Here is a 14665-nt window from a genome sequence, read left to right as displayed (position 1 = left end):
ATTTGGGTTGCGGGTGAGAGGCAAGATCAAGAGCCCCTCACCCCAGCCCTCTCCCGGAGGGAGAGGGAGCTAGTTACGTTTGGCTGAGTTCGTAATCAGCATTCGATAATGTTGACCGCCAGGCCGCCGCGGGCGGTTTCCTTGTATTTGCTTTTCATGTCGGCGCCGGTCTGGCGCATGGTGCGGATGACTTTGTCGAGGGAGACGAAATGCTGGCCGTCGCCACGCATGGCCATGCGCACGGCATTGATGGCTTTCACCGAACCCATCGCATTGCGCTCGATGCACGGGACTTGTACCAGGCCGCCGATCGGGTCGCAGGTCAAACCGAGGTTGTGTTCCATGCCGATTTCCGCGGCGTTCTCGACTTGCTGCACGCTGCCGCCGAGCACTTCGCACAGAGCGCCGGCCGCCATTGAACAGGCCACACCGACTTCACCCTGACAACCGACTTCGGCGCCGGAGATCGAAGCGTTTTCCTTGTAAAGAATGCCGATTGCGGCAGCGGTCAGCAGAAAACGCACGACACCGTCGTCATTCGCCCCGGGGATAAAACGCATGTAGTAATGCAGCACCGCCGGAATGATCCCCGCCGCGCCATTGGTGGGCGCAGTGACCACGCGTCCGCCATTGGCGTTTTCTTCGTTGACCGCCAGTGCATAAAGATTGACCCAGTCGAGCACCGACAACGGATCGCGCAGGGCCGATTCCGGGTTCTTGCACAATTGCCGATGCAGCGCCGCCGCCCGGCGTTTGACCTTCAAACCGCCCGGCAAGATACCTTCGTTACGACAGCCAGCAGCGACGCAGTCCTGCATCACCTGCCAGATTTTCAGCAGGCCGGCACGGGTTTCGGCTTCCGGGCGCCAGGCGCTTTCATTGGTCAGCATCACCTGGCTGATCGACAGCCCGTACGTAGCGCAATGAACGAGCAAGTCCTTGGCGCTTTTGAAAGGGAAGGTCAGTGGCGTGGCGTCTTCGACGATGCGATCGGCACCGGCCGCATCTTCATCGACGACAAAACCACCGCCAACCGAGTAGTACTCGCGACTGCGAATCTGAATCCCCGCCGCATCGAAGGCGCGAAAGATCATGCCGTTGGGGTGATAGGCCAACGGCTTGCGGATCATCGCCAGATGTTCTTTCTCGTTGAACGCAATGCAGTGTTCGCCGAGCAGGTTCAAGCGGCCGTTGCCGCGAATTTCCTGCAGGCGCGCGGCGACGGTTTCGGTGTCGACTGTGTCCGGGTGCTCGCCTTCAAGGCCGAGCAGCACGGCTTTATCGCTGCCGTGACCTTTGCCGGTAGCACCGAGCGAACCGTACAGCTCGACACGCACGCTGGCGGTGCTGGTCAGCAGGTTTTCACGGCGTAAGCCCTCGGCAAAGCGCGCAGCCGCGCGCATCGGGCCGACGGTGTGAGAACTGGAAGGACCGATGCCAATCTTGAACAGGTCGAACACGCTTAACGACATGAGTGGTTCTCCGGTTTCTTGTTATAGGGATTGGCGCAGTTTTTGAGATCGGTGCAGATCCCTTGTGGGAGCGAGCCTGCTCGCGAAAGCGTCGGATCAGCCACCATTTACGTTGACTGAAATGGCGCCTTCGCGAGCAGGCTCGCTCCCACAGGGGGATCTAGGGTATTGCTGAAATCGGGGCCGATATTCAGCCCCTCATTCCATTAAGCGTAGCTTTCGATCGACGGGCAGGCGCAGACCAGGTTGCGATCGCCGAAGACATTGTCGACACGGCCGACCGGCGGCCAGTATTTGCCTTCGATCAGCGACGCGACCGGGTACACCGCTTGCTCACGGCTGTACGGGTGGGTCCATTCGCCGACCAGTTCCGCTGCGGTGTGCGGGGCGTTTTTCAGCGGGTTGTCTTCCTTGTCCAGCGTGCCGTTTTCCACTGCGCGGATTTCCTCGCGGATGCGGATCATGGCGTCGCAGAAGCGGTCCAGTTCTTCCTTGGATTCGCTTTCGGTCGGCTCGATCATCAATGTGCCGGCGACCGGGAACGACATGGTCGGCGCATGGAAGCCGAAGTCGATCAGGCGCTTGGCGACGTCATCGACGCTGATGCCGCTGCTGTCTTTGAGTGGACGCAGATCGAGGATGCACTCGTGCGCCACCAGGCCGTTGCTGCCGGTGTACAGCACTGGGTAATGCTCTTCGAGGCGGCGGGAAATGTAGTTGGCATTGAGGATCGCCAGTTGCGAAGCGCGCTTCAGACCGGCACCACCCATCATGCGGATGTACATCCAGGTAATCGGCAAAATACTTGCGCTGCCGAACGGTGCCGCGCAGACCGCGCCTTCCTTGCGTTCCATCTGGCCGTGGCCCGGCAGGAACGGGGTCAGGTGCGACTTGACGCCGATCGGGCCAACGCCCGGGCCGCCACCGCCGTGCGGGATGCAGAAGGTTTTGTGCAGGTTCAGGTGCGAAACGTCGCCGCCGAACTTGCCCGGTGCGCAGAGGCCGACCATGGCGTTCATGTTGGCGCCGTCGATATACACCTGGCCGCCGTTGTCGTGAATGATCGCGCAGATTTCGCGGATGCCTTCTTCGAACACGCCATGGGTCGACGGGTAGGTGATCATCAGCGCGGCGAGATGTTCGCGGTGCTCGATGGCTTTGGCGCGCAGGTCTTCGATGTCGACGTTGCCACGGGTATCGCACGCGGTGACGACCACGCGCATACCAGCCATTTGCGCGGTGGCCGGGTTGGTGCCGTGGGCCGACGACGGGATCAGGCAGATGTCGCGGCGCTCGTCGCCACGGCTCTGGTGGTAGGCGCGGATCGCCAGGAGACCTGCGTATTCACCTTGCGAACCGGCGTTCGGTTGCAGCGAGATCGAGTCGTAACCGGTGGCGGCGCAGAGCATCGCTTCCAGCTCATCGGTCAGTTGCTGGTAACCGGCGCTTTGTGCGGCCGGGGCGAACGGGTGCAGCGCACCGAATTCGGCCCAGGTCACCGGGATCATTTCACTGGCGGCGTTGAGTTTCATGGTGCACGAGCCCAGTGGAATCATGGTGCGATCCAGTGCCAGGTCCTTGTCCGCCAGTTTGCGCAGGTAGCGCATCAGCTCGGTTTCCGAGTGGTAACGGTTGAACACCGGGTGGCTGAGGATCGGCGACTGGCGCACCAGCGCAGCAGGGATGGTGCTCTGCACCGAGGCGGCCAGCGCAGCGAAGTCCGGCAGGGTCTTGCCGTCGGCGAACAGGCCCCACAGGGTTTCGATATCAGCCTGAGTGGTGGTTTCGTCGACCGACAGGCCCAGACGTTCGGCGTCGATCACGCGCAAATTGATCTGCTCAGCATGCGCCTTGTCGTGCAGCGCGGCGGTGTGCGCGCCGGTGGCAACGGTCAGGGTGTCGAAGAAGTTTGCCTGCTCGACTTGAGCGCCCAGCGCGGTCAGGCCCTTGGCCAGAATCGCGGTCAGGTGATGCACGCGGTTGGCGATCTGCGTCAGGCCTTTCGGGCCGTGATAGACGGCGTACATGCTGGCGATGTTGGCCAGCAGCACTTGAGCGGTGCAGATGTTCGAGGTGGCCTTTTCGCGGCGGATGTGTTGCTCGCGGGTCTGCATCGCCAGACGCAGGGCCGGCTTGCCGAAACGGTCAACCGAAACACCGACCAGACGGCCGGGCATGTCGCGCTTGAACGCATCTTTGGTGGAGAAGTAAGCGGCGTGCGGGCCTCCGAAGCCCAGCGGCACGCCGAAGCGTTGCGCCGAACCGATGGCAACGTCGGCACCGAATTCTCCCGGTGCGGTGAGCAGGGTCAGGGCGAGCAGGTCAGCGGCCACCGCCACCAAAGCGTTGGCGGCGTGGAAGCGCTCGGTCAGCTCGCGGTAGTCGAACACATCACCGTTGCTCGCCGGGTATTGCAGCAGCGCGCCGAAGAACGGCGTGACGTCAGTCAGTTCGCGCTCATCGCCCACGACCACGTCAATGCCGAGCGGCTCGGCACGGGTGCGCAGCACGTCGAGGGTCTGTGGATGGCTGTGGATCGAGGCGAAGAACTGGTGGCTGCCCTTGTTCTTGCTCAGGCGTTTGCAGAAGGTCATGGCTTCGGCAGCGGCGGTGGCTTCGTCGAGCAGCGAGGCGTTGGCGATCGGCAGGCCGGTGAGGTCGCTGATCATGGTCTGGAAGTTCAGCAGCGCTTCGAGACGGCCCTGGGAAATTTCTGGCTGGTATGGGGTGTAAGCGGTGTACCAGGCCGGATTTTCCAGCAGGTTGCGCAGGATCGGCGACGGCGTGTGGCAGTTGTAGTAGCCCTGGCCGATGTAGGTCTTGAACAGCTGATTCTTGCCAGCGATGGATTTGATCATCGCCAGGGCGTCGGCCTCGCTGAGGCCGTCGTCCATGCCCAGCACGCTGGTGCCCTTGATGCTTTCCGGGATGACGCTGGCGCTCAGCGCTTCGAGGGAATCGAAGCCGAGGCTGTTGAGCATGGCTTGCTCGTCACCGGCGCGCGGGCCGATGTGACGGGCGATGAATTCGTTGGCGGTGCCGAGATTGATGGCGGTCATGGCGTAATTCCTCAGGCTTCGGCTTGGGCTTTGATCAGGCGGTCGTAAGCGTCCTGATCGAGCAGTTTGCCGACAGCGGCGGCGTCGCTTGGCTGAAAGCGGAAGAACCAGCCTTCGCCCAGCGGATCTTCGTTGACCAGCTCAGGAGCGTCTTGCAGCGCCGGGTTGACTTCCAGCACGTCGCCATCGAGCGGCATGTACACGCCGCTGGCGGCTTTCACCGATTCCACGGTGGCGGCTTCAGCGCCTTTTTCGTAAGCCTGTAGCTCAGGCAGTTGCACGAACACCACGTCGCCCAAGGCGTTCTGCGCGAATGCGGTGATGCCGACAGTGACACTGCCGTCGGCTTCGGTGCGCAGCCATTCGTGATCTTCAGTAAAACGCAACTCGCTCATGGAAACTCCTCAGGGGCCAGACTCGTCTGGTGGACGCGGTGGAAAGCTTGGGGCGGGGAAGCCCTTAATAGATGAGGAGGCAGGTAGCAAGAATGCGGCCAAGGTTGATTTATCCTTATAAATCAATGGCTTGGATTTTTTAGGTGGGTGTCGGCAGGTTGCGCCTGTAGCGAAATCGCTACAGCGTGGGGCGGGGAGAAAAGCTTAATCGGATCAAAGCGTTGCGCAGCGCTGGTCACAGGCGACTGTAGCGATATCGTTCCGCTGTAGCGCTTTCGGTACAGGTGGAGGTCGTTTTTGAACGGATTTCGAATCCGCCATAAATCCTGTGGGAGCGAGCCTGCTCGCGAAGACGGTGTGTCAGGCGCCAGCTATTTCGCTGATAGACCGCTTTCGCGAGCAGGCTCGCTCCCACATGGGGAATTTCCTGCAATAGGGATGCGCGGTGAGTCAGGGTTTATTGGGAATGCCGTATTTGCGCAGGCGATGGGCGATGGCGGTGTGCGAGGTTTGCAAGCGGCTCGCCAGTTGCCGGGTCGAGGGATAGCTGACGTAAAGCTTTTCCAGCAGCGCTCGTTCGAACGATTCGACCGCTTGTTCGAGACTTTCCACCTCAGTGTCGGTCTGGCGCGCGACGGAGGTGCCGGCGATGTCGAGGTCGCCGATATCGACCAGGCTGCTCTCGCAAATCGCTGCCGCGCGGAAAATCACGTTCTGCAGTTGCCGCACGTTGCCTGGCCAGCGATTGCCGAGCAGCGCCGGATAAGTGCCGGGCGCCAGGCGGCAGACCGGGCGCTGGATCTGCGCACAGGCCTGCTGCATGAAGTAGCGCGCCAGCAGCAGGATGTCCTGACCGCGTTCACGCAGCGGCGGCACTTCGACGTTTAGCACATTGAGGCGATAGAACAAGTCTTCGCGGAACAGCCCTTCACTGACCATTTTTTCCAGATCGCGGTGGGTCGCGCTGAGGATGCGCACGTTGACCTTCACTTCACGATCACCACCGACGCGGCGGAAGCTGCCGTCGTTGAGAAAACGCAGGAGTTTGGCCTGCAAGTACGGCGACATCTCGCCGATCTCATCGAGGAACACCGTGCCCTGGTTGGCCAGTTCCATCAGCCCCGGTTTACCGCCACGCGCCGCACCGGTGAAGGCGCCGGGGGCGTAGCCGAACAGTTCGCTTTCGGCGAGGTTTTCCGGCAGCGCCGCGCAGTTGAGGGCGAGAAACGGAGCGCTGTGCCGTGCACTGATCGCGTGACAGGCGCGGGCCACCAATTCTTTACCGGTGCCGGTTTCGCCTTGAATCAACAACGGTGCATCAAGGGCGGCGACGCGTTGCGCGCGGGCCTTGAGTGTGCGGATCGCCGGGGATTCGCCGAGCAGCGCGTCGAAGCCTTCGGCGTGATCGTGGTGCAACGCCGAGAGCTGTTCGCCAATGCGGTTCGGTTGATACAGGGTCAGCAGGGCGCCGGCGTCGGTGATCGGCGTGGCATCGAGCAGCAGGGTCTGGCCATTGACGGTGATTTCGCGCAGCGGCAGGCGAAAGCCGTTTTCCAGCAGGGTGTCGAGCAGACCGGGATCGTTGAACAGCGCCGAGACGCTTTCGCCGGCCGGTTCGCGACCGTACAGGGCAATCAGCGCCGGGTTGGCCAGCAGCACCTTGCCGGCGCTGTCGAGGGCCAGCACCGGGTCAGTCATCGCCGCGAGCAGGGCATCTAGCTGCAGATGCCGACGCTGGCCGGGCAGGATATCGACCACGGTCACCGCTTCCACGCCGAGCACGCGAAACAGCGCATCTTTCAGTTCTTCGAGCACTTGCGGGCTGAGGGTCGGCGCGTCGATGTAGACGTTCGGCGGAATCATCTCCACCGCATCCAGATTGAGATTGCGCCCACCGAGGATAGCCAGGACTTCCTGGGTGATGCCGACGCGGTCGATGAAGCTGACGTGAATACGCATGGGGGCGGTTCAGTGATCTGCAGAGCGGAGGGAGGCAAGTATGCCTTAAATCAAAAGCCCCCTCACCCCAGCCCTCTCCCGGAGGGAGAGGGAGCCGACCGAGGTGTCTGGGGTTATGCATCGACCTGAAAGTACCGGGCGATTATGGATTCAGTGATGCAGGATCAGGTCGACGCAATGCTGCAGCATCCCCCAATCGGTTCCCTCTCCCCTCCGGGAGAGGGCTAGGGTGAGGGGCTTTTGATTTTTATTCGAAATGCTCGAGGTTCACCGGATCCCCCGACTGCATATTCAACTTCTGCCGAATGTCTTCAAACATCAGATCGTAATGCTTGTGCACCGAGCCGATCTGGCTGTGGGTCTTGGGTATGCCGTACTTCTCGGCGATCCGGGTCACGTCGCGGGCGAAGTTGTAGGCCTCTTCCTTGGGCAGGAAAAACGCCTCCTTCATGTCCTTGCCCTGCATGCTGCCGTGCAGGGTGAACTGAATCCCCTTGCCTTTCTGCGGATCGGTGAACACTTCATAGTCCAGATGCACGTTGTAATTGACGTCATCGTCGGTCAACGCGTGCCGCTCGATGTGCAGATGACCGGGTTCGAACTGGGCCATTGAGCTACTCCTTTCAAGGCATGGAAGCGGAGCAGGTCTTGAGCCTGCCCCGGCGTTTATTGTTATCGGTAGCTGATCCCCGGCTTCGCCGTGCTGACCCGCGTACCGGCGGTGCCCTGGACGATGGCTTCGATATCGGCCAGCGAACCGATCACCGCGACCTTGCCAGTATGGCGCGCGAATTCGCAGGCTGCCTGCACCTTCGGTCCCATGGAACCGGCGGCGAAACCAAGGCGTTCGAGTTCGTCCGGGTGGGCTTCGGCGATGGCTTTCTGCGTCGGCTTGCCGTAATCGATGAACGCTGCGTTGACGTCAGTGGCGATCACCAGCAGATCGGCTTCCAGTTGCTCGGCGAGCAACGACGAGCACAGGTCCTTGTCGATCACCGCCTCGATACCCTTGAGGTTACGGTTTTCGTCATACATGGTCGGAATGCCGCCGCCACCAGCGCAAATGACGATGCTGCCCTTGTCCAGCAGCCACTTGATCGGACGGATTTCGAAGATGCGCTTCGGCCGTGGGCTGGCTACGACGCGGCGGAATTTGTCGCCATCCGGGGCAATTGCCCAGCCTTTCTCGGCGGCGAGTTTTTCCGCTTCGGCTTTCTCGTAGACCGGGCCGATCGGCTTGCTCGGCTTCTTGAAGGCCGGGTCGTTGGCGTCGACTTCGACCTGGGTGAGCAGGGTGGCGAACGGCACTTCGAAGTCGAGCAGGTTGCCCAGTTCCTGTTCGATGATGTAGCCGATCATGCCTTCGGTTTCGGCACCGAGCACGTCCAGCGGGTATGGGGTGACAGAGGTGTAGGCCGCCGCTTGCAGCGACAGCAGGCCGACTTGCGGGCCATTGCCGTGGGCGATGACCAGTTGGTTGCCGGGATGGATCTTGGCGATTTGCTCGGTGGCGATGCGGATGTTGGCGCGCTGGTTGTCAGCGGTCATCGGCTCACCACGGCGGAGCAGGGCGTTACCGCCCAGAGCTACGACGATACGCATGGTGCAATCCTTCTAAGCAGAGGAATGACAAACGATTCGATCTCCCTGCTGGAACCGATATCCCTGTGGGAGCGAGCCTGCTCGCGAACGCGTCAGATCAGTCGACATCGCTGTTGAATGACCCACCGCTTTCGCGAGCAGGCTCGCTCCCACATTGGGTTTCCGGTTCCTTCAGTGGGAGCGCTGTGGCGTCAGAGATCAGCCAGGGTCGAGACCAGAATCGCCTTGATCGTGTGCATGCGGTTTTCCGCTTGCTCGAAGGCAATGCAGGCCGGCGACTCGAACACGTCGTCGGTCACTTCAATACCGTTTTTCAGGTGCGGATATTGTTCGGCGATCTGTTTGCCGACCTTGGTGTCGCTGTTGTGGAACGCCGGCAGGCAGTGCATGAACTTGGTACGCGGGTTGCCGGTGGCCTTCATCAGCTCGGCGTTGACCTGATACGGCAGCAGTTGCTGAATGCGCTCGGCCCAGGCTTCCACCGGTTCACCCATCGATACCCAGACATCGGTGTGAATGAAGTCCACGCCCTTGACCGCTTCTTTCGGATCTTCGGTGAGGGTGATGCGTGCGCCACTTTCCTCGCCGTATTTTTTGCAGCGCGCGACCAGATCGTCCAACGGCCACAGCGCTTTCGGCGCGCAGATGCGCACGTCCATGCCCAGTTTGGCGCCGATCAGCAGCAGCGAGTTACCCATGTTGTTGCGCGCGTCGCCCAGGTAGGCGTAGCTGATTTCATGGATCGGCTTGTCGGCGTGCTCACGCATGGTCAGCACGTCGGCGATCATCTGGGTCGGGTGATATTCATCGGTCAGGCCGTTGAACACCGGCACGCCGGCGAACTTGGCCAGCTCTTCGACGATTTCCTGTTTGAAGCCACGGTACTCGATGGCGTCGTACATGCGCCCGAGCACGCGGGCGGTGTCCTTCATGCTTTCCTTGTGGCCGATCTGCGAGGAGTTCGGGTCGATGTAAGTGACGTTGGCGCCCTGGTCATAGGCCGCCACTTCGAAGGCGCAACGGGTGCGGGTCGAAGTTTTCTCGAAGATCAGGGCGATGTTATTGCCCTTCAGGTGTTGTTGCTCGGTGCCGGTGTATTTCGCGCGTTTCAGATCACGGGACAGGTCGAGCAGGTAACGCAGCTCACGTGGGGTGTGGTGTTCCAGGCTGAGCAGGTTACGGTTGTGAATGTTAAAAGCCATGATGGATCTCCTTCGGTGTCGGTTATCCCCCTGGCCACACTGGGTAAGTGCCGGCCAGGGCTCAGAGGTTTAGTAGTCGATTGGGTCACGCACGATCGGGCAGGTCATGCAGTGGCCGCCGCCACGGCCTCGGCCGAGCTCGCCGGCGCTGATGGTGATGACCTCCACGCCAGCCTTGCGCAGCAGAGTGTTGGTGTAGGTGTTGCGGTCGTAGCCGATGACCACGCCTGGTTCCATTGCCACCACGTTGTTGCCGTCGTCCCATTGCTCGCGTTCGGCGGCGAAGCTGTTGCCGCCGGTTTCCACCACGCGCAGTTTCGGCAGATTGAGCGCTGCAGCGACGGTGTCGAGGAAGCTGCCTTCTTCGCGGCGGATGTCGATGCCGCCCTGTTTGCTTTCGTCAGGACGCAGGGTGAAGGCGACGATCTGGTTGACCACTTCCGGGAAGATCGTCACCAGATCGCGGTCGCAGAAGCTGAACACGGTGTCCAGGTGCATTGCCGCGCGGGATTTCGGCAGGCCGGCGACGATGACTTTTTCCACCGCTTTGTTGTTGAACAGGTTCAGCGCCAGTTGGCCGATGGCCTGCCGCGATGAGCGCTCGCCCATGCCGATCAGCACCACGCCGTTGCCGATCGGCATGACGTCGCCGCCCTCAAGGGTGGAGTTGCCGTGGTCCTTGTCCGGGTCGCCGTACCAGATCTCGAATTCGGCGTTGGTGAATTGCGGATGGAATTTGTAGATGGCGGTGGTCAGCAGGGTTTCCTGACGGCGCGCCGGCCAGTACATCGGGTTCAGCGTCACGCCACCGTAGATCCAGCAGGTGGTATCGCGGGTGAACTGGGTGTTGGGCAGCGGCGGCAGGATGAAGCTGGAGTGGCCGAGGAAGTCGCGGAACATCTGGATGGTCTTGCCACCGAAGCTGTCCGGCAGATCATCGGCCGACACGCCGCCAATCAGGAATTCGGCGATGTGGCGTGGCTCGAGGCTTTTCAGCCAGGATTTCACTTCGCTGATCAGGCCCAGGCCCACCGAGTCGGCAGTGACTTTGCGCTCAAGAATCCAGTCCAGCGCTTCGGGGATGGCAACGATGTCGGTCAGCAGGTTATGCATTTCCACCACGTCGATGCCGCGCTCGCGCATCTTGGTGACGAAGTCGAAATGATCGCGCTTGGCCTGCGCCACCCACAGCACGTCATCGAACAGCAGTTCATCGCAGTTGTTCGGGGTCAGCCGCTGATGGGCCAGACCTGGGGAGCAAACCATGACTTTACGCAGTTTCCCGGCTTCGGAGTGGACGCCGTACTTCACTTTTTCCGTGGTCATTTCTGTGTTCCTCCAGATGACAATTCAATCAGGGGTTACAGCGTCAGGAAGCCATCGTAGAGACCATAGGCCGCCACCACGGCGCCCACGACCACTGCGGCGAAAATCAGCTTCTCGACGTTGGTGAAAACCGGTTGTTTGAGTTCCAGTTTGGCCTTGGCGAACAGGATCGCGCCGGGCGCGTAGAGCAGGGCCGACAGCAGCAGGTACTTGACCCCGCCGGCATACAACAACCACACCGCGTAGATCAGGGCGATACCGCCGATGATCAGATCCTTGCGCCGCTCGGCGGCGAAGCCTTCGTAGCTCTCGCCGCGCACCGCCAGCAGCAGGGCATAGGCCGCTGACCACAGGTACGGCACCAGAATCATCGAGGTGGCGAGGTAGATCAGCGACAGGTAAGTGCTGGCCGAGAACAGGGTGATGATCAGGAACACCTGCACCATCGCGTTGGTCAGCCACAGGGCGTTGACCGGCACATGGTTGGCGTTTTCCTTGCGCAGAAACTCCGGCATGGTGTGGTCTTTGGCGGCGGCGAACATGATCTCCGCACACAGCAGCACCCACGACAGCAGGGCGCCGAGCAGCGAGATGATCAGGCCGACGCTGATCAGCACCGCCCCCCAGTGACCGACCACATGCTCAAGCACGGCGGCCATCGACGGGTTCTGCAGTTTCGCCAGTTCCGGCTGGGTCATGATGCCCAGCGACAGCACGTTCACCAGCACCAGAAACAGCAGCACGGTGATGAAGCCGATCACGGTGGCCTTGCCGACATCCGAGCGCTTCTCGGCGCGGGCGGAGAAGATGCTCGCGCCTTCGATACCGATGAACACCCAGACGGTGACCAGCATCATGTTGCGCACCTGGTTCATCACACTGCCCAGATCGGGGTTTTTCACGCCCCAGATGTCGGCGGTGAAGATGTCCAGTCTGAACGCGAAGACTGCGATCAACACGAACAGCAGCAGCGGCACGACCTTGGCGACGGTGGTCACCAGGTTGATGAACGCCGCTTCCTTGATCCCGCGCAACACCAGAAAATGCACGCCCCACAGCAGCAAGGACGCGCCGATCACCGCCGCCGGGGTATTGCCTTCGCCGAAGATCGGAAAGAAATAGCCGAGGGTGCTGAACAGCAGAACGAAGTAACCGACGTTGCCCAGCCAGGCGCTGATCCAGTAGCCCCAGGCCGAGGAGAAACCCATGTAGTCGCCGAATCCGGCCTTGGCGTAGGCGTAGACACCGCCGTCCAGGTCAGGCTTGCGATTGGCGAGGGTCTGAAAAACAAATGCGAGGGTGAGCATGCCGACGGCGGTGATGGCCCAGCCGATCAGCACTGCACCGACGTCGGCGCTGGCGGCCATGTTTTGTGGCAACGAAAATATCCCGCCGCCAATCATTGAACCGACTACCAGTGCAACCAGTGCACCGAGTCTTAGTTTTCCGGGCGCTTCAGACATTTGCATGACTCCATTGCAGGAAAGGAGAGCTCACAGCCTAGTACCGTTGTCTGTTCGAATAGCTGACTTGGATCAGTGCATGGCCACATTCCATTGTTAATGAATGACTTATCTACCCGTTGCGGGCATAACACTGTGCTCTGGAAGGCCCGTCCCAGAGCCGTTTCGCTTACGCAATTGGGAATAGCAATTAATGCTTTCGAACTATGACGCTAGTTGCTTTTCCGCGTTTGGCAAATGTCCGTCATCTGTTTTCAGTACAGAATTGAATAATCAAGATTGGCGCACAAAACTGACTTAACGTGCTAAGCGTTATCGTGGTCGGCTATATATAACGGTGCGAAATTGGCCATTACCTGATAAACGTCATCTACCCTTAGGCTTTTAGTCGGCAGTTGTTACAAATAAACAACAACGGCTCTTTCAAGGAGATCTGCATGTCGCAACCGACGCAAAAGCTGCGCCTTGGTGCGTTGATCGCGCTGGTGGTGGGGTCGATGATCGGCGGGGGGATTTTCTCGTTGCCGCAAAACATGGCGGCGCGCGCCGATGCCGGGGCGATCCTGATCGGCTGGGGCATCACCGCAATCGGCATGCTGACGCTGGCCTTCGTCTTTCAGACCCTGGCCAATCGCAAGCCGGAGCTGGACTCGGGCGTCTACGCCTACGCCAAGGCCGGGTTCGGCGATTACATGGGTTTTTCGTCGGCGTGGGGTTACTGGATCAGCGCCTGGCTGGGCAACGTCGGCTATTTTGTGTTGCTGTTCAGCACCCTCGGTTATTTCTTTCCGGTATTCGGCCAGGGCAACACGCCGATCGCCATCGGCTGCGCTTCGGTGCTGTTGTGGGCGGTGCATTTTCTGGTGATGCGCGGGATCAAGGAGGCGGCGCTGATCAACCAGTTGACCACCGTGGCCAAGGTCGTGCCGCTGATCATGTTCATCGTCATCGCTGCCGTGGCATTCAAGGCTGACATCTTCACCCGCGACATCTGGGGCCGCAGCAACCCGAACTTCGGCGGGGTGATGGACCAGGTGCGCAACATGATGCTGGTCACCGTGTTCGTGTTCATCGGCATCGAAGGCGCCAGCGTCTATTCGGCTCGCGCAGAAAAACGCAGCGACGTCGGCCGTGCCACGGTGATCGGTTTTATCGGCGTGCTGGCGCTGCTGGTGCTGGTCAACGTGCTGTCGCTGGGGATCATGAGCCAGCCGGAACTGGCCAATCTGCAGAACCCTTCGCTGGCAGCGGTGCTCGAGCACATCGTCGGGCCGTGGGGTGCGTTGCTGATCAGCGTCGGGCTGGCGATTTCGCTGTTGGGCGCGTTGTTGTCATGGGCCTTGCTGTGCGCGGAAATCCTCTTCGCCACGGCCAAAGACAAAACCATGCCGGCGTTCCTGAAGAAGGAAAACAAGAACCACGTGCCGGTCAACGCGCTGTGGCTGACCAATGTGATGATCCAGATTTTCCTGCTGATCACATTGTTCTCGGCGGGCACTTACACCAGTCTGATTTACCTGGCCTCGTCGATGATTCTGGTGCCGTATTTGTGGTCGGCGGCCTACGCGGTGCTGCTCAGCGGGCGCGGCGAAACCTACGAACACGCCTCGGCGGAACGTACCAAGGATCTGCTGATTGGCGGCATCGCACTGGTTTACGCGGTGTGGTTGTTGTATGCCGGTGGGGTGAAGTATCTGCTGCTGTCGGCGCTGCTGTATGCGCCGGGGGTGATCCTGTTTGCCAAGGCCAAGCGTGAACAGGGGCAACCGGTTTTCACTACGGTGGAAAAGGGGATTTTTGCTTGCGTGGTGATCGGGGCGGGGCTGGCGGCGTATGGGTTGTATAGCGGGGTGTTGTCGTTGTGATCTGAAAAGCAGCCCCTCACCCTAGCCCTCTCCCAGAGGGAGAGGGGACCGACCGAGGTGTCTGGCGCTATACATCGACCTGAGCGATCGAGTTGATTATGGATTCGACGAAAATCTTTCACGTCGGCGTAACTCTCCAATATCCCCCAATCAGTCCCCTCTCCCTCTGGGAGAGGGGACCGACCGAGGTGTCTGGCGCTATACATCGACCTGAGCGATCGAGTCGATTATGGATTCGACGAAAATCTTTCACGTCGGCGTAACTCTCCAATATCCCCCAATCAGTCCCCTCTCCCTCTGGGAGAGGGGACCGACCGAGGTG

10 protein-coding genes are annotated in these 14665 nt (G+C 60.7%); 1 reads left to right on the top strand and 9 read right to left on the bottom strand.

The window, feature by feature from the left end; genetic code table 11:
* Nucleotides 1-95 precede the first annotated feature (95 nt).
* The 9 genes from AB4N73_RS15245 to arcD (AB4N73_RS15205) form a co-directional block, all read right to left on the bottom strand.
* Nucleotides 96-1472 carry an L-serine ammonia-lyase gene (locus AB4N73_RS15245; protein WP_056787927.1) on the bottom strand — a complete coding sequence of 459 codons (1377 nt, stop codon included), beginning with the start codon at nucleotides 1470-1472 and terminating at the stop codon, nucleotides 96-98.
* Between the two features lie 206 nt (nucleotides 1473-1678).
* Complete coding sequence (gene gcvP, locus AB4N73_RS15240) at nucleotides 1679-4531, bottom strand: aminomethyl-transferring glycine dehydrogenase (RefSeq protein WP_460142261.1); 2853 nt, start codon at nucleotides 4529-4531, stop codon at nucleotides 1679-1681.
* A gap of 11 nt (nucleotides 4532-4542) precedes the next feature.
* Nucleotides 4543-4926 carry a glycine cleavage system protein GcvH gene (gene gcvH, locus AB4N73_RS15235; RefSeq protein WP_039758162.1) on the bottom strand — a complete coding sequence of 128 codons (384 nt, stop codon included), beginning with the start codon at nucleotides 4924-4926 and terminating at the stop codon, nucleotides 4543-4545.
* A gap of 450 nt (nucleotides 4927-5376) precedes the next feature.
* On the bottom strand, nucleotides 5377-6885 hold the full coding sequence (locus tag AB4N73_RS15230; protein ID WP_095181474.1) for a sigma-54-dependent transcriptional regulator: 1509 nt from the start codon (nucleotides 6883-6885) through the stop codon (nucleotides 5377-5379).
* 247 nt (nucleotides 6886-7132) lie between these two features.
* Nucleotides 7133-7495: a DUF5064 family protein gene (locus AB4N73_RS15225; protein WP_041479784.1), complete on the bottom strand. Its 363-nt coding sequence runs from the start codon at nucleotides 7493-7495 to the stop codon at nucleotides 7133-7135.
* Between the two features lie 62 nt (nucleotides 7496-7557).
* The gene (gene arcC / locus AB4N73_RS15220) at nucleotides 7558-8487 is read right to left on the bottom strand and encodes a carbamate kinase (RefSeq protein WP_056787936.1); all 930 of its coding nucleotides are present in this window, start codon (nucleotides 8485-8487) and stop codon (nucleotides 7558-7560) included.
* 191 nt (nucleotides 8488-8678) lie between these two features.
* Nucleotides 8679-9689 carry an ornithine carbamoyltransferase gene (locus AB4N73_RS15215; RefSeq protein WP_041479782.1) on the bottom strand — a complete coding sequence of 337 codons (1011 nt, stop codon included), beginning with the start codon at nucleotides 9687-9689 and terminating at the stop codon, nucleotides 8679-8681.
* 69 nt (nucleotides 9690-9758) lie between these two features.
* Nucleotides 9759-11015, bottom strand: coding sequence for an arginine deiminase (arcA, locus tag AB4N73_RS15210; RefSeq protein ID WP_460142260.1), 1257 nt, complete (start codon nucleotides 11013-11015; stop codon nucleotides 9759-9761).
* Nucleotides 11016-11050: 35 nt separating this feature from the next.
* Nucleotides 11051-12478: an arginine-ornithine antiporter gene (gene arcD, locus AB4N73_RS15205; RefSeq protein WP_016773517.1), complete on the bottom strand. Its 1428-nt coding sequence runs from the start codon at nucleotides 12476-12478 to the stop codon at nucleotides 11051-11053.
* A gap of 437 nt (nucleotides 12479-12915) precedes the next feature.
* Here arcD (AB4N73_RS15205) and arcD (AB4N73_RS15200) point away from each other — a divergent pair, with 437 nt between their 5' ends.
* Nucleotides 12916-14343, top strand: a complete 1428-nt coding sequence (gene arcD / locus AB4N73_RS15200; protein ID WP_056787938.1) for an arginine-ornithine antiporter — start codon at nucleotides 12916-12918, stop codon at nucleotides 14341-14343.
* Nucleotides 14344-14665: the final 322 nt, after the last annotated feature.

It is taken from the genome of Pseudomonas sp. S3_B08, from assembly GCF_054667725.1.
This window is presented reverse-complemented; position numbering and strand designations above follow the sequence as displayed.

Excerpts from the sequence above, each read along its gene's own strand:
- AB4N73_RS15230 (WP_095181474.1), bottom strand. The coding sequence starts at position 6,885 with ATGCGTATTCACGTCAGCTTCATCGACCGCGTCGGCATCACCCAGGAA.
- arcA (WP_460142260.1), bottom strand. The coding sequence starts at position 11,015 with ATGACCACGGAAAAAGTGAAGTACGGCGTCCACTCCGAAGCCGGGAAA.
- gcvP (WP_460142261.1), bottom strand. The coding sequence starts at position 4,531 with ATGACCGCCATCAATCTCGGCACCGCCAACGAATTCATCGCCCGTCAC.
- AB4N73_RS15225 (WP_041479784.1), bottom strand. The coding sequence starts at position 7,495 with ATGGCCCAGTTCGAACCCGGTCATCTGCACATCGAGCGGCACGCGTTG.
- AB4N73_RS15245 (WP_056787927.1), bottom strand. The coding sequence starts at position 1,472 with ATGTCGTTAAGCGTGTTCGACCTGTTCAAGATTGGCATCGGTCCTTCC.
- arcC (WP_056787936.1), bottom strand. The coding sequence starts at position 8,487 with ATGCGTATCGTCGTAGCTCTGGGCGGTAACGCCCTGCTCCGCCGTGGT.
- gcvH (WP_039758162.1), bottom strand. The coding sequence starts at position 4,926 with ATGAGCGAGTTGCGTTTTACTGAAGATCACGAATGGCTGCGCACCGAA.
- AB4N73_RS15215 (WP_041479782.1), bottom strand. The coding sequence starts at position 9,689 with ATGGCTTTTAACATTCACAACCGTAACCTGCTCAGCCTGGAACACCAC.
- arcD (WP_056787938.1), top strand. The coding sequence starts at position 12,916 with ATGTCGCAACCGACGCAAAAGCTGCGCCTTGGTGCGTTGATCGCGCTG.
- arcD (WP_016773517.1), bottom strand. The coding sequence starts at position 12,478 with ATGTCTGAAGCGCCCGGAAAACTAAGACTCGGTGCACTGGTTGCACTG.